Source organism: Synechococcus sp. MEDNS5, assembly GCF_014279875.1.
Lineage (GTDB): Bacteria > Cyanobacteriota > Cyanobacteriia > PCC-6307 > Cyanobiaceae > Synechococcus_C.
Map to the genome: position 1 here is coordinate 860,957 of NZ_CP047952.1, position 25,269 is coordinate 886,225.

Annotated in this window: 37 protein-coding genes; 17 read left to right on the top strand and 20 right to left on the bottom strand. The window is 60.2% G+C overall.

Features of this window, described 5'->3' with window-relative positions:
* Positions 1-21 precede the first annotated feature (21 nt).
* Both SynMEDNS5_RS04405 and SynMEDNS5_RS04410 read right to left on the bottom strand, forming a co-directional pair.
* Positions 22-1,134 (bottom strand): S-(hydroxymethyl)glutathione dehydrogenase/class III alcohol dehydrogenase, encoded by a 1,113-nt coding sequence (locus SynMEDNS5_RS04405; protein WP_370593572.1) that lies wholly within the window; start codon positions 1,132-1,134, stop codon positions 22-24.
* An 85-nt stretch (positions 1,135-1,219) separates the two neighbouring features.
* Positions 1,220-3,400 (bottom strand): mechanosensitive ion channel family protein, encoded by a 2,181-nt coding sequence (locus tag SynMEDNS5_RS04410; protein WP_186584965.1) that lies wholly within the window; start codon positions 3,398-3,400, stop codon positions 1,220-1,222.
* Between the two features lie 157 nt (positions 3,401-3,557).
* Here SynMEDNS5_RS04410 and SynMEDNS5_RS04415 point away from each other — a divergent pair, with 157 nt between their 5' ends.
* Positions 3,558-3,947 (top strand): hypothetical protein, encoded by a 390-nt coding sequence (locus tag SynMEDNS5_RS04415; RefSeq protein ID WP_186584967.1) that lies wholly within the window; start codon positions 3,558-3,560, stop codon positions 3,945-3,947.
* A 140-nt stretch (positions 3,948-4,087) separates the two neighbouring features.
* On the opposite strand, the gene SynMEDNS5_RS04420 is transcribed toward SynMEDNS5_RS04415, so the two are convergent.
* Both SynMEDNS5_RS04420 and SynMEDNS5_RS04425 read right to left on the bottom strand, forming a co-directional pair.
* Positions 4,088-4,264, bottom strand: coding sequence for a hypothetical protein (locus tag SynMEDNS5_RS04420; RefSeq protein WP_186584969.1), 177 nt, complete (start codon positions 4,262-4,264; stop codon positions 4,088-4,090).
* A 56-nt stretch (positions 4,265-4,320) separates the two neighbouring features.
* Complete coding sequence (locus SynMEDNS5_RS04425; RefSeq protein WP_186584971.1) at positions 4,321-4,497, bottom strand: hypothetical protein; 177 nt, start codon at positions 4,495-4,497, stop codon at positions 4,321-4,323.
* A 787-nt stretch (positions 4,498-5,284) separates the two neighbouring features.
* Between SynMEDNS5_RS04425 and SynMEDNS5_RS04430 the strand changes: the two genes are divergently transcribed.
* Positions 5,285-5,683, top strand: coding sequence for a tellurite resistance TerB family protein (locus tag SynMEDNS5_RS04430; protein ID WP_370593573.1), 399 nt, complete (start codon positions 5,285-5,287; stop codon positions 5,681-5,683).
* 47 nt (positions 5,684-5,730) lie between these two features.
* Here SynMEDNS5_RS04430 and SynMEDNS5_RS04435 read toward each other — a convergent pair whose 3' ends face one another.
* Positions 5,731-5,940 (bottom strand): hypothetical protein, encoded by a 210-nt coding sequence (locus tag SynMEDNS5_RS04435; protein WP_186584975.1) that lies wholly within the window; start codon positions 5,938-5,940, stop codon positions 5,731-5,733.
* A 107-nt stretch (positions 5,941-6,047) separates the two neighbouring features.
* On the opposite strand from SynMEDNS5_RS04435, the gene SynMEDNS5_RS04440 reads away from it, so the two are divergent.
* Positions 6,048-7,121, top strand: coding sequence for a phosphotransferase (locus tag SynMEDNS5_RS04440; protein ID WP_186584978.1), 1,074 nt, complete (start codon positions 6,048-6,050; stop codon positions 7,119-7,121).
* A gap of 19 nt (positions 7,122-7,140) precedes the next feature.
* Here SynMEDNS5_RS04440 and SynMEDNS5_RS04445 read toward each other — a convergent pair whose 3' ends face one another.
* The 6 genes from SynMEDNS5_RS04445 to SynMEDNS5_RS04470 all read right to left on the bottom strand — a co-directional run bounded on the left by SynMEDNS5_RS04445 (position 7,141) and on the right by SynMEDNS5_RS04470 (position 11,660).
* Complete coding sequence (locus SynMEDNS5_RS04445) at positions 7,141-7,815, bottom strand: phosphatase PAP2 family protein (protein WP_186584980.1); 675 nt, start codon at positions 7,813-7,815, stop codon at positions 7,141-7,143.
* Positions 7,816-8,069: 254 nt separating this feature from the next.
* Positions 8,070-8,924, bottom strand: coding sequence for a Coq4 family protein (locus SynMEDNS5_RS04450; protein WP_255440308.1), 855 nt, complete (start codon positions 8,922-8,924; stop codon positions 8,070-8,072).
* 708 nt (positions 8,925-9,632) lie between these two features.
* Positions 9,633-10,043 carry a YccF domain-containing protein gene (locus SynMEDNS5_RS04455; RefSeq protein ID WP_006041019.1) on the bottom strand — a complete coding sequence of 137 codons (411 nt, stop codon included), beginning with the start codon at positions 10,041-10,043 and terminating at the stop codon, positions 9,633-9,635.
* Positions 10,044-10,094: 51 nt separating this feature from the next.
* A complete protein-coding gene (locus tag SynMEDNS5_RS04460) occupies positions 10,095-10,937 on the bottom strand; it encodes a DUF429 domain-containing protein (RefSeq protein ID WP_186584982.1) in 843 nt (280 codons plus the stop codon).
* A complete protein-coding gene (locus SynMEDNS5_RS04465) occupies positions 10,921-11,355 on the bottom strand; it encodes a type II toxin-antitoxin system VapC family toxin (RefSeq protein WP_186584984.1) in 435 nt (144 codons plus the stop codon). The genes SynMEDNS5_RS04460 and SynMEDNS5_RS04465 overlap by 17 nt, the downstream gene beginning before the upstream one ends.
* On the bottom strand, positions 11,352-11,660 hold the full coding sequence (locus SynMEDNS5_RS04470; protein ID WP_222929781.1) for an Arc family DNA-binding protein: 309 nt from the start codon (positions 11,658-11,660) through the stop codon (positions 11,352-11,354). The genes SynMEDNS5_RS04465 and SynMEDNS5_RS04470 overlap by 4 nt, the downstream gene beginning before the upstream one ends.
* A 337-nt stretch (positions 11,661-11,997) precedes the next feature.
* Here SynMEDNS5_RS04470 and SynMEDNS5_RS04475 point away from each other — a divergent pair, with 337 nt between their 5' ends.
* The 5 genes from SynMEDNS5_RS04475 to SynMEDNS5_RS04495 all read left to right on the top strand — a co-directional run bounded on the left by SynMEDNS5_RS04475 (position 11,998) and on the right by SynMEDNS5_RS04495 (position 14,729).
* A complete protein-coding gene (locus tag SynMEDNS5_RS04475; RefSeq protein WP_186584985.1) occupies positions 11,998-12,612 on the top strand; it encodes a hypothetical protein in 615 nt (204 codons plus the stop codon).
* Positions 12,613-12,620: 8 nt separating this feature from the next.
* Positions 12,621-12,953 (top strand): hypothetical protein, encoded by a 333-nt coding sequence (locus SynMEDNS5_RS04480; protein WP_255440309.1) that lies wholly within the window; start codon positions 12,621-12,623, stop codon positions 12,951-12,953.
* Positions 12,954-13,005: 52 nt separating this feature from the next.
* A complete protein-coding gene (locus tag SynMEDNS5_RS04485) occupies positions 13,006-13,212 on the top strand; it encodes a YqaE/Pmp3 family membrane protein (RefSeq protein ID WP_186584987.1) in 207 nt (68 codons plus the stop codon).
* A gap of 347 nt (positions 13,213-13,559) precedes the next feature.
* Positions 13,560-14,021, top strand: coding sequence for a hypothetical protein (locus SynMEDNS5_RS04490; RefSeq protein ID WP_255440310.1), 462 nt, complete (start codon positions 13,560-13,562; stop codon positions 14,019-14,021).
* Positions 14,022-14,210: 189 nt separating this feature from the next.
* Positions 14,211-14,729, top strand: coding sequence for a hypothetical protein (locus tag SynMEDNS5_RS04495; protein ID WP_186584988.1), 519 nt, complete (start codon positions 14,211-14,213; stop codon positions 14,727-14,729).
* A gap of 1 nt (position 14,730) precedes the next feature.
* Here the strand turns inward: SynMEDNS5_RS04495 and SynMEDNS5_RS04500 are convergent, their stop codons facing one another.
* The gene (locus SynMEDNS5_RS04500; RefSeq protein ID WP_186584989.1) at positions 14,731-15,432 is read right to left on the bottom strand and encodes a bifunctional 2-polyprenyl-6-hydroxyphenol methylase/3-demethylubiquinol 3-O-methyltransferase UbiG; all 702 of its coding nucleotides are present in this window, start codon (positions 15,430-15,432) and stop codon (positions 14,731-14,733) included.
* A gap of 40 nt (positions 15,433-15,472) precedes the next feature.
* Entirely contained in the window at positions 15,473-15,817 is a 345-nt protein-coding gene (locus tag SynMEDNS5_RS04505) for a metalloregulator ArsR/SmtB family transcription factor (RefSeq protein WP_186584990.1), read from the bottom strand.
* A gap of 76 nt (positions 15,818-15,893) precedes the next feature.
* Between SynMEDNS5_RS04505 and SynMEDNS5_RS04510 the strand changes: the two genes are divergently transcribed.
* The 7 genes from SynMEDNS5_RS04510 (at position 15,894) to SynMEDNS5_RS04540 (ending at position 20,594) form a co-directional block, all read left to right on the top strand.
* The gene (locus tag SynMEDNS5_RS04510) at positions 15,894-16,994 is read left to right on the top strand and encodes a rhodanese-like domain-containing protein (RefSeq protein WP_186584991.1); all 1,101 of its coding nucleotides are present in this window, start codon (positions 15,894-15,896) and stop codon (positions 16,992-16,994) included.
* Positions 16,995-17,030: 36 nt separating this feature from the next.
* Positions 17,031-17,540 carry a rhodanese-like domain-containing protein gene (locus SynMEDNS5_RS04515; protein WP_186584993.1) on the top strand — a complete coding sequence of 170 codons (510 nt, stop codon included), beginning with the start codon at positions 17,031-17,033 and terminating at the stop codon, positions 17,538-17,540.
* Entirely contained in the window at positions 17,537-18,343 is an 807-nt protein-coding gene (locus tag SynMEDNS5_RS04520) for a sulfite exporter TauE/SafE family protein (protein ID WP_186584994.1), read from the top strand. Before SynMEDNS5_RS04515 ends, SynMEDNS5_RS04520 begins: the two co-directional genes overlap by 4 nt.
* A gap of 55 nt (positions 18,344-18,398) precedes the next feature.
* Positions 18,399-18,617: a hypothetical protein gene (locus tag SynMEDNS5_RS04525; protein ID WP_186585844.1), complete on the top strand. Its 219-nt coding sequence runs from the start codon at positions 18,399-18,401 to the stop codon at positions 18,615-18,617.
* A 1-nt stretch (position 18,618) separates the two neighbouring features.
* On the top strand, positions 18,619-19,056 hold the full coding sequence (locus SynMEDNS5_RS04530; RefSeq protein ID WP_255440311.1) for a DUF411 domain-containing protein: 438 nt from the start codon (positions 18,619-18,621) through the stop codon (positions 19,054-19,056).
* Between the two features lie 581 nt (positions 19,057-19,637).
* On the top strand, positions 19,638-19,862 hold the full coding sequence (locus SynMEDNS5_RS04535; RefSeq protein WP_186586040.1) for a hypothetical protein: 225 nt from the start codon (positions 19,638-19,640) through the stop codon (positions 19,860-19,862).
* Positions 19,863-19,886: 24 nt separating this feature from the next.
* Positions 19,887-20,594: a response regulator transcription factor gene (locus SynMEDNS5_RS04540; protein ID WP_186584996.1), complete on the top strand. Its 708-nt coding sequence runs from the start codon at positions 19,887-19,889 to the stop codon at positions 20,592-20,594.
* A gap of 7 nt (positions 20,595-20,601) precedes the next feature.
* On the opposite strand, the gene SynMEDNS5_RS04545 is transcribed toward SynMEDNS5_RS04540, so the two are convergent.
* From SynMEDNS5_RS04545 to SynMEDNS5_RS04560, 4 genes are all read right to left on the bottom strand, one after another.
* Complete coding sequence (locus SynMEDNS5_RS04545; protein WP_255440312.1) at positions 20,602-21,096, bottom strand: lipocalin-like domain-containing protein; 495 nt, start codon at positions 21,094-21,096, stop codon at positions 20,602-20,604.
* Between the two features lie 89 nt (positions 21,097-21,185).
* A complete protein-coding gene (locus SynMEDNS5_RS04550) occupies positions 21,186-21,338 on the bottom strand; it encodes a hypothetical protein (protein WP_186584998.1) in 153 nt (50 codons plus the stop codon).
* Positions 21,339-21,448: 110 nt separating this feature from the next.
* Entirely contained in the window at positions 21,449-21,553 is a 105-nt protein-coding gene (locus SynMEDNS5_RS04555) for a DUF4278 domain-containing protein (RefSeq protein WP_186584999.1), read from the bottom strand.
* A 171-nt stretch (positions 21,554-21,724) separates the two neighbouring features.
* Positions 21,725-21,913 carry a hypothetical protein gene (locus tag SynMEDNS5_RS04560; protein ID WP_186585000.1) on the bottom strand — a complete coding sequence of 63 codons (189 nt, stop codon included), beginning with the start codon at positions 21,911-21,913 and terminating at the stop codon, positions 21,725-21,727.
* Positions 21,914-22,126: 213 nt separating this feature from the next.
* Here SynMEDNS5_RS04560 and SynMEDNS5_RS04565 point away from each other — a divergent pair, with 213 nt between their 5' ends.
* On the top strand, positions 22,127-22,267 hold the full coding sequence (locus SynMEDNS5_RS04565; protein ID WP_186586041.1) for a hypothetical protein: 141 nt from the start codon (positions 22,127-22,129) through the stop codon (positions 22,265-22,267).
* A 2-nt stretch (positions 22,268-22,269) separates the two neighbouring features.
* Here the strand turns inward: SynMEDNS5_RS04565 and SynMEDNS5_RS04570 are convergent, their stop codons facing one another.
* From SynMEDNS5_RS04570 to SynMEDNS5_RS04580, 3 genes are read right to left on the bottom strand one after another with little or no spacing between them, the layout of a single operon-like run.
* Complete coding sequence (locus SynMEDNS5_RS04570; RefSeq protein WP_186585001.1) at positions 22,270-22,590, bottom strand: hypothetical protein; 321 nt, start codon at positions 22,588-22,590, stop codon at positions 22,270-22,272.
* A gap of 45 nt (positions 22,591-22,635) precedes the next feature.
* Positions 22,636-23,382 carry a fatty acid desaturase gene (locus SynMEDNS5_RS04575; RefSeq protein WP_186585002.1) on the bottom strand — a complete coding sequence of 249 codons (747 nt, stop codon included), beginning with the start codon at positions 23,380-23,382 and terminating at the stop codon, positions 22,636-22,638.
* Positions 23,372-24,328 (bottom strand): orange carotenoid-binding protein, encoded by a 957-nt coding sequence (locus SynMEDNS5_RS04580; RefSeq protein ID WP_186585007.1) that lies wholly within the window; start codon positions 24,326-24,328, stop codon positions 23,372-23,374. Before SynMEDNS5_RS04580 ends, SynMEDNS5_RS04575 begins: the two co-directional genes overlap by 11 nt.
* Positions 24,329-24,482: 154 nt before the next feature.
* Here SynMEDNS5_RS04580 and SynMEDNS5_RS04585 point away from each other — a divergent pair, with 154 nt between their 5' ends.
* Positions 24,483-24,701, top strand: coding sequence for a hypothetical protein (locus SynMEDNS5_RS04585; RefSeq protein ID WP_186585035.1), 219 nt, complete (start codon positions 24,483-24,485; stop codon positions 24,699-24,701).
* Positions 24,702-25,269 lie beyond the last annotated feature (568 nt).

Consider the following 25,269-nt stretch of genomic DNA (forward strand, 5'->3'; position numbering starts at 1 on the left):
GATGGGTTGGGGACGGGACCTTCAGAAATGAACGACGGAGCGAATGCTCTCTCCTTTGTGCATCAACGCAAAGGCGTTGTTGATCGCGTCGAGGCCCATGGTGTGGGTGATGAAGGTGTCAAGAGGGATCTCTCCTTTTTGAAAGTTCTCCACAAAACCCGGCAGTTCGGAGCGTCCGCGCACCCCCCCGAAGGCGGAACCGCGCCATACCCTGCCGGTGACCAGCTGGAAGGGACGGGTGCTGATCTCTTGCCCAGCACCCGCCACGCCGATGATCGTTGATTCACCCCAGCCCTTGTGGCACGACTCCAGGGCTGCGCGCATCACCTCCACGTTGCCGATGCACTCAAAGGAGTAGTCGACGCCGCCATCGGTGCGCTCGATCAGCACCTCCTGAATCGGGGCGTTGAGGTCTTTGGGATTGATGCATTCGCTGGCACCTAGCTGCTCGGCGATGGCGAACTTGGCTGGGTTGATGTCGATGCCGATGATCCGTTCGGCACCGGCCTGCACGGCACCGATGATCACGGCGAGGCCGATGCCGCCCAGACCGAACACGGCCACTGAGCTGCCCGGCTCCACCTTGGCGGTGTTGCGAACGGCACCGATGCCGGTGGTGACACCGCATCCAAGCAGGCAGACCTTCTCGAGTGGTGCCTCCGGGTTGATGCGCGCCACCGCAATCTCCGGCAGCACGGTGTACTCCGAAAAGGTGGAGGTGCCCATGTAGTGATGGATCATCCGACCGTTCCTGGAGAAGCGGCTGGTGCCATCGGGCATCAGCCCCCGCCCCTGGGTGGTGCGGATCGCCTGGCAGAGATTGGTCTTGCCGGAGCGGCAGAAGCGGCAGCTGCCGCATTCCGGCGTATAGAGCGGAATCACGTGGTCGCCGACGGCCACGGAGCTCACTCCCTCGCCGATCTCCACCACGACGGCGCCGCCTTCATGGCCCAGCACCGCGGGGAAGAGCCCTTCGGGATCTGCCCCCGAAAGGGTGTAGGCATCGGTGTGGCACACGCCTGTGGCCACCACCTTCAGCAGCACCTCCCCGGCCTGGGGCGGCGCCACGTCGATCTCGGTGACATCGAGGGGTTCCCCGGGAGCCCAGGCCACGGCAGCTCTGGCGCGAATCATGGGCAGATGCTCATCGGCTCTTCCTTCATCTTGGCCAAAGTTGGCGCCGCTGATGGCGCGCGATCAGCGCCGAACGCCTTGGTCTTCAGCCATCATCCCTCTGGATTTCGATGGCGGTGGGGAAGGGAATCACGATCTCAGCCGCTGCCAGCTCGTGCAACAGCTCACGATTGATCACATCAATCGAATCCTTGAACTGCTTGTAGCTCAGGGTCTGACAGAAGAGATGACATTTGAAGTTGTAACTGAACTCGGCGATGTCCAGCAGCCGGCATGCTCTGAGTTCAAACCCTTTCGTTCGCTGGATGATCCCGCGAAGGATTCCGGGAATGGCCGCAAGCTGTTGATCTGAGCTGTCGTACGACACCCCAAGCACGAAGTGAGAAAGATCGACCCTGTCGATGAGCTGGCTGAAAGCCAGCGACAGTGATTCCTGCAGGGCGATGTAGTCACGCCAGTTCACAACGTGAATCAAAGCGATGCAACGCAAGCGCTGCGGCGATCCTGGGTTCAGCTCAACAGTGAGGCAGGGGTTGATCAGATCCGGCCGGTTCTCGGCGTAGCTCCTTGCCAGAGCCAGGAGATCAGCCATCTGATCGGGACTGAACGGTGCTTTGGTGTCGAGCTCCAGGCTCAGATCCAAGCCTTGGAGTTGGGGAGATCCGGGTTCCGCATGATTGCGGGAGAGGTTGTTGACGATGCAGTCTTCAGCCACGGCATTGGGGATCGTGACTTTGCCGGTGGCGGTTGCGATCTCCACCGAACGCAGCCCGATCTTTGTGAGAAAGCCCTGCTTGTCGCCGATCTCGCAGAACTCTCCGACCCTCAGCGGCCGATCGGTCTGCAGAGATAGCCCGGCAAACAGATTGCTCAGCAGCTTGGAGGCGCCGAGGCCGATCGCCAGGCCCGGAACGGTGGAGAGTGCGAGCACCAGCGTGGGCGAGAGCCCCAGCTGCAGCAGCAGTTTGTAAATCAGGGCAACGGCCACCACGCCGGAGATGATCCTGCAGGTGGGCATCACCCGGTTGCTGGTTCTCGACAGTTGCCAGATGTCCTGATCCCCCGAGAGACGCACCAAGCCCTCCGACAATGAGCGCCCCAGCGCTTCAAAAAAGAGGAACACGAGCACAACGAACAGGCTGAAATAGGCCGCTTCGAATAGCACAGTGAGCACCACCAGCGGTGTGCCGGTGAAGTTCAGGTAGAGGTCAATGAACAGTTCAACCGCTTTGGTGGCGACCACCATCGGCAGCACCAGCACAACCCGTGTCCAGGCCAGGGAATCGCGCGTCCAGATCTGCGCCGCATCATTCGCTCCAGGCTTGTAGGAGCGGATCAGCAAGCGTGCAAGAGCCCCAATAAGCAGCAATAGCAGCAGAATGGCGACAATCGAAAGCGCCAGCCGGAAGAGGGTCTGATCGAACAGCACTTCGGTTTCAAGCCTGGCGCGAACTCCAGCTGGGAGATTCAAGTACCACTTGGGCGGAAACAGGCGACCGGGAGTGTGGACAAAATCCTGGTAGAAGGAGCGGGTGAAGAACTCCTGGTCGTTGAGATCTTCAACCTGCTGCTCGACCTGCTCGTACATGGCACCGACATTCGCCACTGTGGCGGCCGAGAACAGAAAATTGCTGTTGATCGGATTGTCAGCCAGCTCACTGGTGAGAACGATGGAAGATCCAGGAAGAGTCCACGACTGGGTGTCTTTGGAGCGCTCATCATTGAGCGCTTTCATGGCATTGGCGTCTGGAATGGAGATGATCTGGCGGCTGCTGTTCAAGATGAAATCGAGAACATGCTTCAGCTGAATGGCTGCTTCGTCTTTGAGGTAGGGGCGAACGCCGAGCGGAAATGACGAGCCATCGAGAGCGTCCACCGCCGCATTGAAGAGCACCTCCACCTCCTCGATCTCGGCCCTGGCCTGACGGTTCCAGAACAGCCCGGGGTCATTGCGATGGGAGGTTTCAACATCTTCGATCAGAAGGCCGACGTCGGCCATGACGGCATAGAAGTTGAGCAGGGTCTCTTGGGGTGAATTCCCCACCACCTGTCCCAGGGGGGTATGCCGCCAGAGGTCAGCACGTTGCACTAACTCGGGATAAAACGGCTGATCCTCAAGGGGAATCACCGGAAGGGAACTTTCGTAGCGCAGATCAAGGGGTTGATGGTTCGTACGCTGAGGTTCAGCCCATAACGGAACCCCAGAGATCAGGATGACGCCAAGAAGGCCTGCCATGAAGGCAACCAACCGCTTGCTTGTGCGCACGCCAAGATTTGAGATGATCGTTCACAACCTAATGAGGGCTTTGGCATTCAGCAGTCATGGCTGAGAGGACGCTCCACACACGTCTCTGCTCATGGTGCTGCCGGCTAACCTTCTATGCCTTTCAGCAGAAATCAGTGATGCGTCGGGAATCTCCCTGATGAGCCGTCAACGTTTCAGGGGTTTGTATCTTCAGAACACAGGTCATCCCCTGTGTTTCGCGTTTGTGACGTATACACCGCAAACAAGAGAACAGATGGTGGCTTGCGGTGATCTGCGTGCGGATGAAGAGTATTTCAGCCCGGTGCTGTTTGATTTTCTTCTGTTTGTTTCCGAGGGCATTCTTGGCGCTTCGCCGGATGCTGCGTTTGCACTTGGTTACGACGACGTATCGATTGTGGCGTCACGCATCAGGGGAACTGGCGTGCAACATGAATATCTGATCGCGATCAATCAGCTTGCTTGGAATGACAACAAGCAAGCGGTGCTCCAGTTACTCAGAGACATCCTCGCGAGTGATCTGTGGGATGGGGCTCGGCTGCGCAGGTGATCACCTCGGGTTCTGAGCCCATTTCTGTTCTCCGGGTCTGCCTTCAAACTGGCAACGGTTGATTGTTTTGCCCATGGACAGGTTCCCAACATCTTGCCGTTGGAACCTGTCTATCAACCCGGTGCTATTTTCTGGATCCTTCAGATCGAACCGCAGTCGAGGAGATGATCCATCAAGGCTGCATACAGCTGGGTTTTCATCTTGAGCAGGCAGGCCTGCTCGTTGGGATCGCCGCCGGGCCAGTTTGCGTAAGCTTCTGCCACAGAACGGTGAAGTAGACGCAATGCATCAATTTCCATCGTGATTGTGGTGACCATTTGATTGTTGTTCAATGTTCTTCGAAACGGAGAAATCGGAATGGTGAGAACAGAATTCAGAGTCCCTGGGTCTGACGCAGAGCCCAGGCTGAGGCGGCTTGCTGCTGTTGCCAGGCGACTAAAAGGTCTTTGGCAATACTGCGCAATGCCTGCAGATCGTCGGAGTTGTCAATCTCGCGTGAGAACTTTTCGATTTCAAATTTCTGGCCCAGAGTCAACGCGATCGGTTCCATTGGCTTGTGGCTTTGCAAGCGGAACGTAATCCAGAACTCTGGATGCAGCAAATTAAAAACGTAGTGGTTGCAACCAATGGCAGGGAATCATGGTCAGCTCAATACATTGCTGTCATTACGGAAGGTTTCTGAGTGCGGCTGATCACTCACATCGGAAGAGCTGATCGGTTTATAAATGCTCTGACGACTGGGCTTCATGCATTTTTCTTGGGAAAAACATCTGGAGTTGTCTCGGAATGTAGCGGTTGCGTCTGACGGCAATCAGGGTTCGGCTCTTGCCCTGATGGGTGTTGCCCTCACCCTTCTGGCCAAGGATTTGCTTGCGCATGAGATGCGGTCTACAGCTCAACGGTCATCTAAGGCTTGATGCAGCAGAGTTGATCAGCCATTCAGTCATCACTGACACATCAGTTGTCGGATGAAAGTGACTACGACTGAGGGAGCATTCGCTTTTGGTTATGTCATTCGACAAGTTTGACCGCACAACGCAGTACATCCACACCGCAAAAAGTCGTGCCACCTCCGTGCTGAATGAGACAGCACCAAAGCTGACTGCGCTGGAGAAAGCGATCTGGTTGCAATTGAAGCGGAATCAACACACCAGCCGATGACAGGAATGACCTTGGCTTTGATTTCGAGAGTTTTGAGCGATAGGCATAATCACTTAAGGCTTCAAGCTTGTATTGGCTGCCACAACAACGGTTGTTGAGCCGAAGCCATAACGAAAGTTCTCCATCACCTGGTTATGGATTCTCTAACGGCGTTTGCAGCTGTGGGGTTTGCAGCTGTGTCCTGGGACAGTCATTTCACAAAAGCGGGCACGCGGGCCTTTCGTCATGCCTTGGATTATCGCGAGCCTTTTTGTCGAATGGCTGATGGCGAAATGATTGCTCTGTTGGATGAACTCCTGGAGTTACGACGCTCTGTCGGGGCTCATCAAATGATGCTTCAGGCAGCGAAGTGTCTTACGAAAGCGCAGTGCATGACGGCCTATGCGATGGCCTCAGAACTGATGCGTTCCGATGGCCCCTTTGAACCAGAGGAGCGACGCTTCCTTGATCACCTCGCTGTGACATTGGAAATCTCTAAGTTTGAAGCGCAGCGTATCGATACGGTGTTTGAAATTTTTCATGCCAGCCTCACCTTAAGCAGCACGATCGAAATGACTCCTTCAGTTGTTGTCTAGGGGTGATGTCGGCACCCGAGGAGGATGACCAATAGCCCACAACGCGATCACTGTGCTGCACGCAGCAACAGCCAAATAGCCAGGGCTCCCAGCCCCACTCCCTTGAAGAACTGCGCCCAGATCAACCCGTAGGTGTCCAGCCCGAACGTTCGCATCATCCAATTGAGCACTTCTTTGTGCTTGCGGATCACGACTGAGCTGTCGGCCGTATTCAGCTTTTGAACACGTTTGAGCTTGAGTTCTGCAAGCTTGGCCATGGGCTGTGTGCTGTTGGCAGAGACTGTAAGGAAGGCAGCCGCGCTGCATCAGCTTGTTTCTGCTCTTGAGGGTTCAATGGTTCAGTGTTGCGCAAGCTGATGCTTTGATGCCGGTTCTTCCTTCTGGCGATGCCATTGATTCGGAGTGGCTCAGCGCGCACTTAAATATCGGCGTTGAGGCACTCGACATTGAACCTCTGGGAGTGCCTCAGGGCTTTGTGTCCAACACGATGCGCCTCAAGCCGCGAGGAGCCTCCGATGCTCTGCCGGACTCGTTGATTCTCAAGATCGACAGTGAGAATCCTGTTGGTCGGGAACTGGCCCTTCATCTCAATTCCTTCGGCAGGGAGGTGGGTTTTTATCGCTCGTTGGCTCCTCAGCTGGCGTCGTTGGTGCCTCACGCCTACGCAACGGGCAATGGCTCCAGCGATGCGGGGCGCTGGTTGCTGCTGGAGGATCTCTCGGCAATGGCGGTCGGGAACCAGGTCCGCGGTGTCAACGCCAAGGACTGTTCCCGAGTTCTCGATGCCATTGCCAGGGTGCATGCCCGATTCTGGACGTCCTCAGCCTTACTGAACCACGACTGGTTGCCTCGTCATCAGTTCTGGTTCAAGGGCAGCAGCGAAACGCTGTCAGCCTTCTATCGCAGCTTCCTCGATGATTACGAGCTGCGTGTTGAACCTGAGGCGCTCAAGGCGATCGCTCTGGTGATCGAGCACTCGCAGGCCATCGATGCGGCCATCGCCCAGCGGCCGGCAACCCTGGTTCACGCCGATCTGCGGGTTGAAAATGTGTTGTTCGCCAGGAATGTCTCGCAGCGTGACGTCGTGTTGCTCGACTGGGGCACCCCCACCCGCTCGATGGCTGCGATGGATCTCGCCTTCCTCATCGGCGGCAGCGTGCCGATGCCCGCCAGGCGGGGACAGCTGCGCGAGCTCTGTGCCCTCTGGCATCAGAGTTTGAGGACTCATGGCGTGAAGGACTACACCCTCAGCGATGCCTGGGCTGATGTTCAACTCGCTGCTTTGCGTTGCCTGAGTTCCGTTCTCTTTCTCCACAACTGGCAGATGGATCCCAACATCACGTCCCGAGCGATGCTGCTCGATGATGAATGGATTGAGCGATGCTGCGCTCTCGTTGTGGAGCTGGATGCGCTTGAGGTGCTGGAGTCGCTCGGCTGAGTGCCCCTGCCCTTTGCTCTTATTGGCGATTCGCCAAGGCTGCCTCCTCCAGGGTGCAGTCGCCATTGGGCTGGGCCTGCCTGGCTCTGAGCGCCTCCACTTCCTGACGTGCTGCCTGGAGATCAGCCTGGAAGACAGGATCAGCGTGAAGCCTGGCGGTGGTCGCCGAGGCCATCAACTCACCGGCCTGCACATCGCTGTGCCAGTGCACGTTGCAGATGCTGCGGCTTTCACCGAACGCCCGGCCTCTGGCAATCAGTTCGTCGCTGCGTTCCGGCGCGATCGTGCTCAGGATCAATCCCCACCCCCAGCCCACCGCAGTGTGGCCCGAGGGATAGGAGCCGTCGCCGCGTAAGCCCTGTTCATCCGCAGGCGTGCAGATGGGTTGGTTGTTGACCATGAACGGGCGCTGGCGCTGGTAGCGGTTCTTGGCGGGGTAGGTGGCGAGCCCCAGGTCCGTCATGCTGCGGCGCATCAGCAGCAGCAGTCTGGGCGTGTCCGTTGCATTGATCGGTACGCCCAAAGAGCAGGAGAAGCTGATGGCCGCTTCCGGGAACTGCAGATCGGCATCTCTGGCGGCGAGCGTCCAGCGGGGCGAGTCGCGCAGCGCAAAGCTGGCGTTGGCCTTGGCTTGATCCAGGGCTGCAGCGGCGCTGCCCGGACGCGGTGGACCATCCAGCAGGGCCAGGGCCATACCACCGGGGGGGTGTGGTCTCCCCTGGCGGTGTCGATGCCTGAAGCGCCCTTGAATCTCACCAGAGGGTTTGGCAAGGGAAGGTGGAGAGCTGTGGGTCGGCGGTGGGGTTGGCTGTAACCGCCAGCGCGCAGGCCATGGTGGTGCTTGAGGCTGGCGATGGTCGTGGGCGGGATCTGCCAGAGGGCCTGTTGAGGATTGATGTCCTCTCCCATGGCCCACCACACGGCAGAGCCCGCATCTTCAGACCTCAATCATTCGAGGTTTAATCCATAGATGTTTGCAAATTCATCCTGGAATGGAGAGGTTTTCAGGAGCTCACTGAGTCCCAGTTCATCCTGCCAATCGGTGATCGGCCTTTCCCAGCCTTCTTCCCAGCGAGGCGAGAACAGTTCAGGAACCTCCTGGCCAATTGCAATGCCGAAACCGATTGCATCCCAGATCAGCCTGCGCTCACCTGGTTCGTAGGCACCACGCAGCATCCAAGATGAAAGAATTCCGATATGAAAGGGGCTTGAGCCAGTGCTTGCATAAAACGCCGTCGCAGCAGCTTCGCCGGCCACTGTGATCGGTAGACCAAGAATCGTGTGGTGAATTTCGTGCAAACGCGTACTTCTCGTTATGACGAACTCTTCATCCGTTTGGGATTCGGGCACCTGAGACTGATCAACTAAAAAAGAGATCCCAAGCTTCTCCAATCGGCGATGCACGCACCATCCAAGACTCCCTTTGGGCATGGCAGCCATTTGCTCAAGATCTGGCCATGTTTGTGAAGGCCGGTTGGCCAGTAGGTTCTTCACTTCTGGGGTGGCCAGAGCCCTCTCAAAAGTGTCTTTTGCCAGTTTGGTATTGGCTGGAATTCCAAAATATCGGCCGTGTTGAAATGCTCTTTCAGGCTGCTTTGCTGTCTGCAGAATTGAAATCCCTAGCTTTGTGACACCCTTGGAAAATGATGAGCGTGCGTAGTGCTTTTGTTCTGTAGCCATAAGTTGATGAAGTTCTGCAATCAATGTCGCTGGAACCCCAGGCGATTTCCTCCCCCGAATGGGTGATTTGTTTCTAAGACTTTGCTGAGTCAACAAGGATTGGCTTGACCAGTCGGTCGGCATCAGTCGTGGCGCCAATGGCGAAGGCCACATCTGCGCTGACTGCTGTTTCTTCAGGCACGCCGTTCTGACTTTCGCCGGTTTCAGGGGTGGAGGCAATGAGCGTTAAGGCTGGTAGCCAAGTGCTGGCGGCGCGTTGACAGTGTGTTCATCGAGATCGGAGGCGCTGATGACAGCCGACACTCCACCGCAGCACAATCGAGAAGTCGCCTGACTTTTTAAGCCACTGCTCTACAAGTTTTCGCACCATCCATGGGCTTGCCCTCGATCCGGCGCCATCTCCTGGAACCTTGGCCCCAGCAGCTTGAAAGGCCCGACACTTCGCCCTACGCCGGCAACGGCCTACGGCATGACCCCTGATCCATCCTGAAGGGGTGTCGGAAGCGAGCAATACGAGAGGTCACTCCGTTCCTGTCGTAGACGGGCTGACGTCTCACCGACATCGCTGGAGGACCGAGGGAGTCCTCGAAGTTCTTGGTTGCCTCACATCAGAGTCGTTTTGTCGTGATGGTGACGACGCGTAGGTATTTCTTCCATCACATTGGTGGAGTTCCCTCTTGGAGAAGGGGGGCAATGCGTCTTGCGAGGAGGGATTAGGGCCCCTCCTTTTTTTTGGACGTTCGCAACCTGCGCTCTCAACTCTGCTTGTGGATCGGTGGTGATGCGTCTGAGAGTTCCACGCTTCCTCAGAGAAAAAGCCCTAGGGGCTGCTCACCGTGATCCAGTTGCTGGCACCACCGTCATCCCCACCGGCGCCAGGGCGATCAAGGCCAGCTTCATGTGCTGGATCCCGAAGGGAATGCCCACGATGGTGATGAAGCAGGCCAGGGCGGAGCTGAGGTGGCCGATCGCCAGCCACCAGCCAGCCACCAGAAACCAGAGCACGTTGCCGAGCAACCCCAGCGGACCGGTGCCCAGATCTCCCCGGCCGCTCAGGTCTCTGCGGTTCACAGCTTCCTGCCCGAACGGCCAGAGCGAAAATCTTCCGATTACAAAGCAGGAGCGTGCCCAGGGCAGCCCGATGATCGTGATTGCGCAGAGCAGGCCTGCTAGCCACCAGCCGAGGGCCATCACAAACCCTCCGAGCACTACCCAGAGGATGTTGAGCAGGGCGCTGATCATGGTTCGTTGATGGGTGCGGAGAGGGGGCTGCCGCTTTCCTCCATAGTCTGCTCACTCCATCAGCTTTGCCGGCAACCAGATCGCCGCGGTGGCATCCCCCAGGCCAACGGTGCGGCCGTCGAGGTGTTCGATGCCGATCCAGGCGCAGATCAGGGCATCGAGCATGTCTTCCATCGGCTTGAGTGACGAGAGCGTGGTCACCTCATTGGGCTGGGGCAGGGTGAGCGGGATGGCGCTGATGCGCTGGCTGAGGGCTTGGTGGATGGCGGTGAACTCCCCGAGCAGGCGCCTGAACCGCTCAGCAATCGGTGGCTGCTCCGCCTTCCAGTACTGGGCTGAGCGGCTCACCTTGTAGGGCACACGATAGTCGCGCTTGAGCAAGGCCAGCAGGGCCACATGGGGGTAGCACTCGATCAGGGCCGGCCCTTTGCGAGCCGTAGTTGTGGTGTGCAGGGCAACGCCGAGCTCGGCGAAGCGTTCGCGCAGCTGATCGGCGATGGCACCGGGACGTTCGGCTGATGGGCTGTGCACGGCGCAACCCTTCGGCCCGAAGCGGCTGGCGATGGAGGTGTCGGCGGCGCGCCGGCTGGTGATCGGTGTTGTTGCCAGGGGCATGTCAACCGACACGCAGTCCACGGGCTGCCCCGCCAGTTGTTGGCAGGCCGCCAGCAGTGCGGCGGGATCGGGTTCACTGCCCTGGGCTTTTCGGCTCGTATCCAAGGGTTCCCCAGCGGCAATGGCGAGAAAGGCGTCGTAGCTGGGGGCCAGGGCCAGACACTGCCACCCCTCAGCGGCTCGTTGCGCCAGGGCCACACCGCTGGGATTGTGGGTCGTCCATGCAGCGTCGATGCCGAGGACGCAGGGGCAGTTGCTGGGATCAGATGGATCGGCCATCCAGGCTCCAGGGATTGATCAAGTCCAGGCCGATGGCTGTGAAATCAGAGGCGTTGCGTGTCGCCAGTTGCCCGTCATGGGCAAGAGCTGTGGCGGCGATCACGGCGTCAGCGGTGCTGATCGGCCGGCCCATGCCTTCGCGATGGCTCACCAGGGCTGCAAACCAGTGCGCCGCATCACTGTTGAACGGAAGCACCGGGTGCTGGAGCACGGACTTGAGCAGGGCGTCCCAACCTTGCTCAAGCTGTTGCTTGCGATGTGAGTCGGCCAGTCGGGCGATGCCGTTCAGAATCTCGGCTTCATTCATGGCGGTGATGGCCACCTCCTGGGGGCAGAGTTGATCCGCCCAGGCCAGAACGGCCTCAGCCGGTTGCTGCCTCATCAGTTCCGACAGCACGTTGGTGTCGAGAACGATCACGGCTCAAAGCTTGCCGCGGTTGGGGTGTCGTTGCGAGCTGGCAGCTCCAGCTCAAGGCCCCCGAGGCGGGCGAAATGGTTGTGAATGCGTGAGCCCAATCCCTCTTTGGTTGCCGCTGGTTTCGTGGGTTCAACCACTTGGCGAAGGATCTGGCGCACCTCTTCCTCCATCGAGTGGCCATGCTCGGCGGCGCGTCGCCTGAGCCGATCGCGCACGGCGTTATCAAGGTTGCGGATCGTGAGGGTGGCCATGGCTTGAACACTGCCAGCAGTGCTGTCATTGCTGTCAACGCTAGCGGTTGGCATGGGTGTGATCGTTCTAGTGTTCCGGTGGATTAATGCCGGGCTGTCCCATGGAGAAGCTCTTCGTCGGCCTCAGGCAACACAACTTGCAGCCTGAAGACTGCGTTGAAGCATTGCCTCCCTCGACTGAGGGAGGCCGGCCTCCATTGAGCTCCCTCAACTGAGGGAGGACAAAGTCAATCTTCCAGCGCAATCTGAGGGGAATCGTCCGCTCACGCAATGGTTCCCACCCCTCTGTTCATCACCGGAGTGCTGGCCTGGTTGAAGTCTCTGAAAGTTGGATGAGTGCTGAATCCGCCTTGCCGGTGAGAGGCTGGAAGGCTGATTGCTCGTTGTGCTCGTGCCCAGCCCTGCCGATGCCGACGCCAATCTCAAGCGGGCCCTCGAGCAGCTCAATGAAAACGAAGCGGCGGTGGCCGAGGCGATCAATGAGGCCCGGGCTGAACACTCCCGCACCGAGCCGCCGGTCACTGGCGCGGAGTTGCTAGGACGCATCGATGACCTGGCGGCGCAGCGATCGCTCGACAGCCAGGACGCCGCGATCCTCTGCCATTGGCCCGATGCCGCCTCCATCGGCCAGGCCTGGTTTGCGCTCAAGCATCCCGGCCAGAGCGTGCCCAGTCCGATGCTGGTGCTCGATGCCTATCTGGTGGGGGCGCCGCCGTTTCTGAGCAAGGCCCAGCGTGATCAGGTGAGCGACTGGTACCGCAGCCAGGTGTCCGCTAATGCCGAGTACACCGATGCAGTCACCGGTGCCGCCAAGGCCTTTGTGCTGATCGGTGATCTCAACGCCAGTGCCGCCGGTATGGCCTGGCAGACGATCATTCCCGATCTGCTCGCCAAGGGTCACAACCTGGAGTTCAACGTCACCAAGGAACAGGTGACGGCTGCCGCCGCCCGTTGGATCGTGGCGGTGGCCGATACGTTCACGCCGCCATCGCTCACGGGACAATGAGGTTGTCGATGCGGAGTCCAGCCACGCTCGTTGTTGCATTGGGGCTTGCCGCTGCGTGCCTCCCGAGTGCCTTGGCCCAGCAGCCGGTGCGTCCGTTGCCCAAGGTCGGCTCGTGTCCGATCGGGTATTACAGCTCCAGCGATTACTGCGTTCCCAGCAAGAGCGGCAACGTGAGAGGAGCGATTGAAAAAGTCGGCAATGGCTGCCCCATCGGGTTTTACGCATCGGGCAGCTACTGCCTGAGCAGCCCCAGCAACCAACGGCAGGCGATCGAGAAAACAGGCAATGGCTGTCCGATTGGTTGGTTCAGCTCCGGGCGCTATTGCCTTCAGCGCCGCTGAAGCATCCCTAAACGGGGGGATTGGCTAGCAAGTGGGAGTCATCTTCAGACCCATGACGCTCGGCGACCTCCTTCGCATCATCCTGGCCTTTTTTTTGCCGCCCCTGGCGGTCGCCACCCAGGTGGGTCTCACCGGTGCGTTCTGGCTCAATCTGCTCTTCTGGTTGCTCAGCTTCGGAGGTCTGGGGCTGCCATTCATGGCCATCATGTGGCCTGTGGCTGTGATCCACGCGATCTATATCTGCGTCACCCGCAAATGAGGGCTGACGTAATGGTGCCTTGGGTGATATTGACGCTGTCCCAGCCCTTGGGTCTGGAGCTGGATTCGGTCGCTGTCTTTGTGGCCGGCGCTGATGCCGCAGGATCTGGCGCGGGGGCTGCGCTATCCGGGCTGGGCTGGCTGCACGCGCCCAGAAGCACGGCCGCCGCCAGCGGAGCCAGCAGGTGGCGGGCGGGTCTGCTGGTGCGTTCAGTGGGCGATGGCACGGGTAGGTCAGCCGTTGCTCCATCGTCATAGCCATCCAACTGCCGCTACAAAAGGGGCAGCGCAAGCCCGCCTGACGCGAGCAGCACCCCTGGCTAGCTCTGTAGCAGCGGCTGGTCAGCGATGCGCCTTCAAGTACTGCCGATTTGGGGTCTCGCCCTGGGCTCGCTGGCCCTGGTCACCGGCTGCATGGGCGGTGAGCCTCTGCACCGCTTCACCTTTTCACCCGAGGCCATCAAGCCAGGGGAAACCACCCTCACCCTGCGCAAAGGCGAGCGCTTGCAGTTCTGGAACAGCCTGGATGTGACTTACAAGCCCGGCACAGAACTGGTTTTCAAGATTGGAATCACGCCCAAGGATTCAGGGGAGGCGTCGCAGGTGATTTGTGATGCCTTGGATCCCTCCGTGACATTTATGAGCCGAACGGTGGAGAGTCCAAGCCGCATCAGTCAGTCGTGGAAACAGGCGCGGATGCGCTGCAGTTTTGGGCCCGTTGCCACCACCCAAACCTTCAACATCACAGCTCTGCCTGTGGCATCAGCTCCGATGCAAGCCGAGCGTTTGAGTCTTGAACTGAAGCGCTGATGGCTTCAGCGCTCACCTCTGGGTTGAGGCCGGGAGGCCCACAGGATCACCCGGGAGGCCAGCCAGCCCAGGAAGGCGCCAATCACCCTTGCATTCGCGACGTTGTGCGTGGAGATGGTGGGCGGGATGGCTCTGCAGCTGAGCCATCCACACGCCGCTAGAAGAAGGGCATCCGAACTGCCTGGGTTGATGCAATGGCGATCCTTACCGGCGTTCCGTGAGAAATCGCCTGCTTACCTTGATGCTGTGGATGCCTACTTGCCTGCGCTGAGTGCGTTGAGTGTTCAGCAGCGCAGGGATCTGGCGGTGTTCAAGGCGGCTGAGCTCCTGAATGCGTTGATTCAGATCCGCGAGCGCAGGCAGGCACCTGATCGGCTGGGGGACGCCTTCGCGAAAGCCTCCTTCCAGCGCGTGCGCCAGGTGATCCGCGAGCGGCGGATCGTTTTGCAGGGAGCTGAGTTGATCGATCTGCGTGATCCTGTGCTCCGAGACCTGATCGATGAAGGCTGCCGCCTGTTCCATGCCGGCAAAAGGGATGCCGCTGTGTATCAACGAGCCCTGGCCCTCTCAGCAGCCCAGTGTCTGGTGCTCAACGATCAGCTTGATGAAGCGATCGCCCGCTATGCAGCAGGCAGCGGATTGTCGTTTCCAGACTCCCTGCTGCAGGCGGTGCGCAGCTCTTTCCTCGAGGCCTATCGAACGGCCTGAATCAGGGCTGCGCCCGGCACAGCCAGAGGCGGCTGAACAATCCCTGGTACAGCTGCAGCGGAGAAGGCCAGCCGGCTTGCGCCAGCACCCCTGAGAGCCGGCTTGGATCCAGGGAAAACACCACCTTGTTGCGGCTGTCGAAGATCGCCTCAAGCGTCTCCGGTGGCACGCCGCGATCCAGGAGCCGTTGCCGCGCCACCTTGAACACCAAGCGTTGGCTCTCGGGGGCCTCCGCTTCGCTGTAGGCGCTCAGCAGCAGAACGCCGCCATCCGCTGTGCACTGCCTGAGCTGCTGCAGCATCACGACCTGTTCTTCGCCTGGTAGGAGGTGAAGCACGTTGTGGCACACCACCAGATCAAAGCGGGCGCCAGTTAGCTCGCTCTCGAGGGCCCCATTCAGGCTGTGCTGCAGCAGCCGGCAGCGCGCGCTGCCGGGGTGATCGGCCAGGGTGTGGTGGCACTGCTCCAGCATCTGGGCACTGGGCTCGAGCACGGTGAGCGCAGCATCCCTGCAGGCGTTGAGCAGAGGGGGGAGTTCATCGCCCGGGCCGGGGCCCACCACAAGCACCTGCTGGGCATCGCTGGCTGTGCTCTGCACCGCTGCAACCGCGATCTCGTGCAGAACCTCGTGGCCGGGAATGGAGTTCTGAATGCTCTGGCGATAGCTGCGTCCGTAGTCGCCGTCGAAATCAAGCGAGGGCATCAAGGCACCGCGATGGAGCAATCTCCATGATGGATCGCAATCAGTGCTTGGGAGCGCTTGGGGCGAGGGTCTGCAGCCTGGCTTCCAGGGTTTGCCGCAGCCGCTGGCTGACGAGTGCGCAGAGGTCATCCACCAGGGGATCATCGGCGTGAAAGATCAGCCGTTGCCCCTGGCGCTCGCTGCGCACCAGCCGGGCCTGGCTCAGCTGGCTGAGCTGCCGGCTGATGTGCGACTGGGAAAAGCCGGTGCGCTCCATCAGCGTCTGCACGTCGCTGGGTGAGTCGCGCAGCTCGCAGAGCAGCTGCAGACGGGCCGGTTCACTCAGCAGCCGGAAGAAGCGGCTGATTTCGGCGAGTTGCTCTGCTCCCGGCTTTGCGTCAGCCACGGCGGTACGGCGTTTGTGCTGATTATGGCGTTACGAGTTTATGCGTGTAAAGTCATAAGTGCATTCGCAGGGTCTGATGGCTGAGTCCTTGGCCAAGCTCGCCGCCGGGGTTGGCTCCCTGTTGTTTCGCCAGCTCCAGGATGCCGACACCGGCACCTTCACCTACCTGTTGGCGGATCCTGCGACCGCCGAAGCGGTGCTGATCGATCCGGTGTTCGAACGCCAGCAGCGTGATCTGGCCCTGATCCGTGAGCTGGGGCTTCAGCTGGTGGCCTCCCTCGATACCCACGTGCACGCAGATCACGTCACCGCCAGCTGGTGCCTCCGTGCCGCCAGCGGCTGCGCCATCGGCCTGTCGGCCATTGCCGGGGCTGACTTCGTCACCCGGCCGCTCGCCCATGGCGACCGCATCCCTTTCGGCAGCCGTTCGCTGATGGTGCGGGCGACACCGGGGCATACCGATGGCTGCCTCACCTATGTGCTTGACGACGCCTCGATGGCCTTCACCGGTGATGCCCTGCTGATCCGCGGCTGCGGCCGCTGCGATTTTCAGCAGGGCAGTGCCCGCAAGCTCTGGCAGTCGATCCAGGGCCAGATCCTCACCTTGCCGGACACCTGCCTGCTCTATCCCGGCCACGACTACAGCGGCCGTTCCGTCACCAGCGTGGCGGAGGAGCGGCGCTTCAACCCGCGCTTCGGCGGGGCTGCGCGCGAGCAGGACTTCGTGCTGCACATGGACCATCTGCGCCTGCCCCACCCTCACCGGATCGATGTGGCCGTGCCGGGCAACCTGCGCAGTGGTCGCCCCCCGCAGACGAGCGAACCCCAGGAGCCCTGGGCTCCGCTGCAGCGCACCTATGCCGGTCTCGATGAAGTGCTACCCGACTGGGTGAGTGCCCATCGCGATCAGCTCACCCTGCTCGATGTGCGCTCCATCGAGGAATGGCAGGGCCCCGATGGTCGGGTGCCTGGAAGCGTTCACCTGCCGCTCTCAGAGCTTGGTGAACGCCAGGCGCAAGTGCCTCGGGATCGCCCGCTGGTGGTGGTCTGTTACGCCGGCAGTCGTTCGGCGCTCGCCACCCAGCAGCTGCAGCGCAACGGCTGGCCCCGTGTTGCCAATCTGCGCGGCGGTCTGCATCGCTGGGCGGATGAGGGCTATCCGCTCGAGAGCTGCTGAGCCCCTTGTCTCTTCTGTTCTCTCTCCGTGTCTGTGATGTCTCAACACCTGTCTCCCCTTGCTCTGCATGCCCGTCTGGCCTCCGTGACGGTGGTGGATGTGCGCCAGCCGATGGAGGTGGCCGGCGGCCGCATCCCTGGCAGCCGCTGCATTCCCCTCGACAGAATCGAACGCGTTGAATTGCCGGAGGGTGATCTGGTGTTGGTGTGTCACAGCGGCAACCGCAGCGCCCAGGCCGCAACGCTGGTGGAGCGGCGCTGGCCAGGCCGCACGGTGATGGATCTTGAGGGTGGCCTGGAGGGCTGGCAGCAGGCGGGCCTGCCAGTGGAGCGTCAGGCCGGTGCTCCCCTGCCGCTGATGCGCCAGGTGCAGATCGCGGCCGGCAGTTTGGTGCTGCTGGGGTTGATCGGTAGCCAGGTTCTGGCCCCTGCCTGGATCGCTTTGAGCTGGTTTGTCGGCGCGGGATTGGTGTTTGCCGGCATCAGCGGTTTCTGCGGCATGGCTCGGCTGCTGGCGGTGATGCCCTGGAATCGGGTGCGGCTTTGAGTGTGCTGTTGCTCCTCGGCGGCGGTGTTCTGATCGGCGCCCTGCTGGCCCTGCTCGGTGCCGGTGGCTCGATTCTGCTGCTGCCACTGTTGGTGACGGGTCTGGCCCTGCCGCTGCGCGAGGCCGTGCCGCTGTCGCTGCTGGTGGTGCTGCTCCTGGCTCTGGCGAACCTGATCCCGGCCTTGCAGCAGCGGCGGGTGGCGTGGCGACCGGCCCTGTGGCTGGGCATCCCCGCCCTTGCCGGCAGCTGGCTGGGTGCGGGCTGGGTGCGCAGCGGTGTGATCGCTCCCTCACTGCAGCTGACGCTGTTTGCCCTGGCGGCCACGGCGGCGGCCGGGTTGATGCTGCGTCAGCCACAGGCGTCGACGCCTGCGGCTGACCGGGAGGGCCGGATTCAGCTTCTGATGCAGGGGCTGGGGGTGGGCCTGCTCACGGGGATCGCTGGTGTGGGTGGGGGCTTCGCCATCGTTCCCGCTCTGGTGCTGCTGGCCCGCCTGCCGATGACCCTTGCCTCCGGCACCAGTTTGCTGGTGATCTCCGCCAGTTCCTTGATGGCCCTGGTTCGTCATGGCCATTGGCCGGCAGCGAGTGTGCCCCTGTTGCTGCCGTTGCTGCTCGGTGGTGGCATCGGCATCCTCCTCGGCCAGCGTTGGGTGTCCCGCGTTTCTGAGCGCAGGCTGCGCCAGGGGTTTGCCGCCCTGCTGCTGGTGTCAGCCATCACCACCGGTCTCGAAGCCCTCCGGCCGCAGTCGCCATCACAGGAGGTTGGCTTGCGCATTTCGGCACGTTTCCCTGAAGCCTGATGACAGGGGGGTTCCTGATGCTTTAGCAGTGAGGGAGATGTGCATCACTTCGCGCATGGTGGCGACTCCACTGGCATTCGTGCCAACAGAAGAAACCCTGATTGATGCCCTCCGCGGCTGCCGCGATCAGCAGGAACTCAAAGACCTCGAACAACGGCTCGCCGCGGTGGACGATGCCCCGCCCCTGTTCGACTGGATCTGCGATTTGCTGGTGAAGCGGCGCTTGTCTTGCATCCTCGCCGCGAAGCTGCTCCGGCAACTTCATCACTCCTGAGATGCTTCGGCGTCGCTGGTTGCGGCTGGTGTTCGTACTGGTGTTGGCGATGATGCTCGCCTCGCCGTTGCCGTTGTGGGCTGACGCCGAGGGCCCGGTGATCACCGTGGTCCGCTCAGCCAGTTGTGAGTGCTGCCGGCAATGGGAACGGCACCTCGAAGCAGCGGGCTTTCGCATCAACGATCAGATCAACGACAGCATCGACCCCAACCAGGCCTACTGCCACACCGCCAGCGTTGCGGGTTATGGGATCGACGGCCATGTTCCAGCGGCGTCGGTTCAGCGTCTGCTGGCTGAACGGCCTGATATTCAAGGCCTGGCGGTGCCGGGGATGCCGATCGGTTCTCCCGGGATGGAGATTGAGGGGGTCGACCCCGACCCCTATGTGGTGGTGGCCATCTCCCACGACGGCACCACCCGGGTGCTGGAGCGTTATTGACGGTGCTGTCCTCCCAGGACCGTCAAGGCAAAACCCCCGCAAGTCTCTGTTGGTGGGAGACCTGCGGGGGTTGCAATCAGCCTTGGGCTGATTTGTGGAGGCCGTCTTCCCTTGGAGGGAAAGGCGGCCTAACGCGCTCGTTTGTGCATCACGACCTTGCGAAATTCAGTGTTGCCATACGGTTGTTCAACCTCCAGCAAGTGGACTGAAAGAAAGGGTCGAAGCGACTGGCTGTGGCGCCTGGGGCCAGGTTCCTAGGTGGGAGGGTGGTTGACTCCGTGGGGCACCTGGAACGGTGCAGATGGAGTGCCGATCGACGTGGCGAACCTCAGTGCCTGCCGAAGGGCGATCCCTCTCTGATGCGTGAAAACTGTTGGAGCAGGGGCCAGAAAGTCAGCGAGCTTCTTGCGTTGGCTCGGGTGGAGTGTCGGCCGTCATGGGTGCCTCCGATCTCAATGAACACAGTGTTGGTGTTCCAGGCGACAAGTGCAATCAGTGAAATCGCGCATTGCCGATCGGCCGCAGACCGCTGAAAGTGAAAACGGCGTGCCTGCTGCAGCCCTCTCCCTCAGTTGAGGGATGTGCAACCCGCCGATCTCTGCCTCAATGAAGGGGCTGCACGATCCAGCGCGATGTCCCCCGCCTACGACCTCATCCTTGAGCGCGATGGTCAGCTGACCACCCACACCGTGGAGGTGGCCGATGCTCTGGAGGCCTGGCGGCTGGCCCGTGCGCGCTATCCATCCCGCATCCGCGGCGTGGTGTGGCGTGATCCCCAGCAGGTGCGTCCGGAGCATCCGCGCTAAAAACCGGGTATCCGTGTGGCGACCATGGAGCTTCGGCTCGACTCCCGTGCCAATCAGGAGGCGATCGCGCAGGCCTCTGCGTTCTTGAAGGAGCGCCGCATTGTTGTGGTGTTCGGCGACCGCCTGGCGCTGGTTTCGTTCGTGCTGGTTGATGCGATTGCCGCGAGCCTGGTGGGTGCCGCCACCACGGAAGACGAAGGCTTGGAGTTGGTGATGCGCACCCAGCCGGATCTACTGATCTGCAGCTCGGATCTCGAATCCGGCTATGGCATCAACCTGCTTCGCCGGGTGAAGGCGGAGTTGCCCACCTGTCAGCTCCTGATCGTGCTGGTGCGCGAAACCCAGACGGTGGTGCAGGAGGCGATGGAAGCCTTCGCTGATGGTGTGATCTTCAAATCCAGCCTGGGCACCGGCCGCGGTGATCTGATCAATGCCCTGCGCACCCTCGCTGATGGCGGTGTGTACTTCCCCGAGCAGATCCGCCGCATCGCTGCCTCCACTCCGCAACCCGATCTGCCGCCGTTGGTGGAGGAACTCACCCCGCGCGAACTGGAGGTGGCCGCCGGGGTGGCACGCGGCCTCAAGAACAACGCCATCGCCACCCTGCTTGGCCTCTCGGTGGAAACGGTGAAGACCCATGTGGGCAACGCCATGGACAAGCTCGGTGCCCGCGACCGCACCCAGATGGCGGTCATGGCGCTGCTGTATGGCCTGATTGATCCCCTGCAGTGAGCAAGGTTCAGCTGCAGCGCTTGAAGATCACGATGCTGCGGGTCGGGCCTTGTTTCGGCCAGTTGGGCATCACCCGCCATGGGGTGCGAACCGTGAGCTCGTTGGCGTCGATTGAGAAGAAGCGCGTCTGCTCCGTGCCCACCCATTCCGGCTTCCAAGCCACATCCACCGCAGTGATCCAGCGGTCGTCCTCCAGCCTGTAGGTGCCGGAGTAAGCCACAAGGCTGCTCAGTAGAGCCGCGTCGCCCTCGAGGTCGGTTGTTGGTTTGCGGCCTTCAGCGGTGAGCGTGAACGACACCCGTCCGGCCGGGGTGAACAGCGCGTAGCCCATGGGGTGGTCACCCATCGGCCTGAAGGTGTTGCCACTGATTTTCTCCTCTACCAGGTAGCTCACCAGTTGCCAGGCACCGTGGATGCAATGGGCTTCCACGGCAATCAGTGATTGCAAAGGCGTTGCTTTCAAAACGGATCCATGGATTGAGCGGAAGTTACCAATGGTCACTTCAGCGCCTCAGCGGCTCAGGGCGCTGATTGAGCAGATCGACACCCTTTTGTTGATGGTTGGTATCAACCACCACCGGGTCGTTTTGATCAGTCCGCACGATCGCAGTGCTCGTCGTCGCAGCGCACCGTGCAGCTGGGGGCTTCTTCGCCATAGCTCTGCGGTTCGCGCATGGTCCAGTACTCATCTACCAGCCCCATCAGATAAGAGCCGAGCCGCTGCAGCAGGGAGCGCTGTTTCATGGTTTCAAAATGCCATTGCTTTCGGCCTGCTGTCATCAGGCGTTGTGGGAAGAGCAATGAAAAGGCCCTGCCTGAGCAGGGCCGCAGGTCCGCCATGTGGCGGCATCAGTTCACTTGGCCAACTTGAGACCGCGGTACTTCAGAACCACAGGCTGCTGCCGTGTGGCTGCAGTGTGATTCGGCACGTACTTCTGGCCGCGATAGGTGAGCGTCATGATGGTTCCTCGAAGCAAGCTCAGGTCCCCGTTCCATGGCCTGAGTCGAACTGCGCCTCACCAAAGGTGAGGTGAACGTGTTCTTGTAGCTGTTGCTACAGACTCTTCATAGCGAAGCCGTCAACTGCCGTGTCGTTCATGCGGATACACAGTGATGAATTGAGGGGGCAATCAGCTCGCTTCTGGCCGCGGGCATGGCATCAGGGGCAGGCAATCCCCGGTGGGGTTGAGCCATTCATCGAATTCTCGGCGGATGGCCTCAGCGTCGGACAATCGCTCCGTGCTGGCCAGCAGCTTGCTGCGTTGTTGGCTGTAGTCCACAGCGGAGCCGATCAATTCAATGGCCTGTTCGCTGGTCATGGCTGAACATGTCGATCAGCTCATGGTTAGAGGGGCAGGGAAAGTCGGCCGTGACAACGGCGACAACTTTTCAAGTACGGCCTGGAAGATTTCCTTTACTTGGCTCGTCAAGAGCCATTGAATCCGCGAGGCTGCAACAAGGAATCGCGGCGACGCAGATTCCGTTTCACAGCCTGTTTGATGATGAAGCTGAATCTTGCCCACTCCCATCCCATGGGAACTTTGATTGTGGAGGGCGTGCATCAGCCATTCCGTGCCCTGGCCTGTGCTCTGAGGCCGGCCTCGATCAGGATTCAACCGAAGGCCAATTCAATGCATTCCTCAGTTGAACAGCATGAGTTCAGCCTGGGCTGATTTCAGAACATGGCCATGGCTTTGATCTTGCTGAGCTTTGTTTGCTCAAGGCCTTCAAGATCTTCGTAACTTATTAAATTCTGTTTGATCATATCGGCCAGATTAAACAGAATATTGGCTGTATCGAATTCGGCTCGGCCTTCGTATTGATAACGCTCGCTGCTAAGGAAATCGTGATACTTCCAGATGGATTCGGGTGAGTCGAGCAGAGCGCTTTGTTCTTTCAGTATCAAAATCAGAGCTTCAATCGAGCGCTGCTTGCCCGCTTCAAAGGCGTGTTTAGCGATTGATTGTTCCTGGTGTGTCCAGTCAGCTGCTGACATGGTTTTGAAAAGTTGAGGGTTGGGGACAGGGGTGCTGAACCAGGTTCAGGTTTGGGCGACTGCAGTGCGGATTCCTGGGAGCTGATGCCAGGGCACTGCTGGATAACTGTGATGTTCGCGATGATAGCCAAAGTGGTAACACGCTGCGAACGACAGAATCGGATGAAGATTGAGGCTGATGGGCTGATGGAAACCATCAGTTTTGTGGGGATTTTTGCGATGCGGCAGAAAAGTTCCCACCACAAAAAGTTGCCAGGAGCTGATGATCAAAGGAAGCACATAGATCAACACCAACGTGAGCAGTGGCTGGTGCTGATTGGCGGGCATGATCAACAGCAAAAGGGCCATGCAGCACGCCAGCTTGAGCAACTGCATCGGGTTCAGATAGTGACTGAGAAAGCGTGCATACCAGGCAACGGGTGAGGGATCAGCCGCGTTGCAGTAGTCGGGATCCTTGGTAGATCCAGGCGAGTGGTGATGCTGAATGTGATGGTTCAGGCACGTCTCAAAGTTCAGGCCCGCATAGGCCAAGAGGCAGCCTTGGCCGATCCTTCGATTCAACTTGCGGCGGTTTGCTGGAGCAAGGGTGCCGTGCATGGCATCGTGCGCCACGATGAACAGCCCGGTGTGCAGAAAGCTGCGCAGCATCACGAAGGCCACGAGGGCCAAAGGGTGGAGCTGCTGGAAGGGAAGGCGGAGTCCAGCAATGAGTGTGAACAACCAGGCGGAGGCGATCAGCCCCGCCAGTTGTAATCCCCTCCAGCGGCGTCTCCCTGAGGGATCACTTGCCACCAAGCTTCAGCAGCTCGGCGGGTGAAGCGAGCAGGTCGATCGCCACGAAGTAGATCTTGTTGTTGTCGTCGAGCAGGAAGCGCCAGGCCACATTCATGCCCACTTCCCGGCCGAACCAAGGGGTTTGCACCTTGCCGGTGACTTTGATCTGGGTGAAGCCACCGTCGGCAGGTTCACCGAAGCCACCCTGAGGAATCAGCTTGAGGTTTTGGCAGTCGCGCTTGAAGAACTTGAGGATGGCGTCGCGCCCCACGATCGGACGCTGGAACGGAGGTTGCAGGGCGCCGTCATCGAGGAAGAGATCGATGAGGTTGTCGAAGTCGTTGGCATTGAGCAGCTGCATGTAGTTGAGAATCGTCTGATTCAGCACGCCGGGAATGAAGATCTCCTCACGCTGATCTTCCGGAGTCGGCGCCACGATCGGCTCAGCCACCACCTTGCTGTCGTCCACGTCGGGGTCATACCCCATATCCACCACAAAATTGCGCAGCAGGGTGATCTGCTGGCCCTGCTCCACCTTCTTCACCGCTTCCAGCACCGAGTTGGCGTTGGCCGAAAGCTTGTAACCCTGGGGAATCGGCGCGACCTTGCCCTGACGCATGAACTCTCCAAGCTCGTACCAGAAGCAGAGCTTCACATTCACCGACCAGAAGGCATAACGGCTGGAGACCGGGCTGTTGATCTTGGCGGCCAGGTCGCACATCACCTTGGTTTGCTCGTCGAAGCTCATCGCCACGATTTCATCCAGGGTGGGCTTCGCCAGCGCCATGCGGGCTGCGCCAGGTGCCGCAACGGTGATGGTTTGTCCCATCTCCAGGTAGGCGAACCAGATCAGGGCCAGTTGGTCTTCAGGGCTGAGAAGCTTGAACCGTGCGGTGATGGCCGGCACGGCGTCGGCGGTCATGGTCTCCGGGAAAATCTGACGAGCCTTGTCGAGCGTGAACATCCGGAGCGATCGAGGAGGCGTGAACCGTAACACTATGTTGCGGAATTCAGCGCCCGCCCGCCCGTTTCTCGCTTTTTTACCTCGGATGTGGTAGCGGATAGGCTCGATTTCTCGCCCAGGGGCTCCCTAGGCTGATGGACCGTGGATTGTGACCATGAATCCTCAACAAGTCGGAGCGATCCGGCGTGCGGTGATCTACTTCGTTGTGGGATATGGCGGATTGGCAGTGATTAACAACAGTGGCCTGGCCCCAGATCGGATGTGGACCGCTTACGTACCTCTGTTTGTGGGCGTGTATTTCTTCGCCCGTTGGGCTGATGCCCGGATCGTCGCCTTCCGCAAACAAGGCGACGACACGGATCCATCCAATTGAAAAGTCGCCTCTTCCTCAAGGAGGAGGCGACAGCACTTGGAGGATGGAGAAGCGTCTAGCCGTTGGGCGCCTGGGGCCTGAAGTCCAGAGGAAAGGCTTTTTGGGGCTCCGGGGCACCTGTGGCTGCTCAATGCAGCCGGAACGATGCAGTGGAGTGTCGGTCGACGTGGCGTACCAGTGATTGCCTGCCGAGGGACGAAACCTTACGGATGGGTGGAAACTGTTGGAGCAGGGGCCGGTTGACTCAGGCTGCTTCGGGTTTGGGCTGGGGTGGAGTGTCGGCTGTCATCAGCGCCTCCGATCTCGATATGCACACTGTCGTCGGCCTGAGCAGCTGAGGCAATCCGTGTTAAGGCGCATTGTTGCTCTGGTTAAAAGAGGCGAGAGTGCGACTGATGTGCCTGCCCCTCAGCTGCATACTTCGCCACTCCCTTGAGGAGGTTTCACGACTGACGAGAAACGTGGCGAGAACTGGGTGGACTGCGGACTCGATCAGGCCATCAGGGAGTTGAACTTCTCGGAGTTCACGCGATTGGGGTTGTTGATCAAGCGAATCATGAACCTGGAA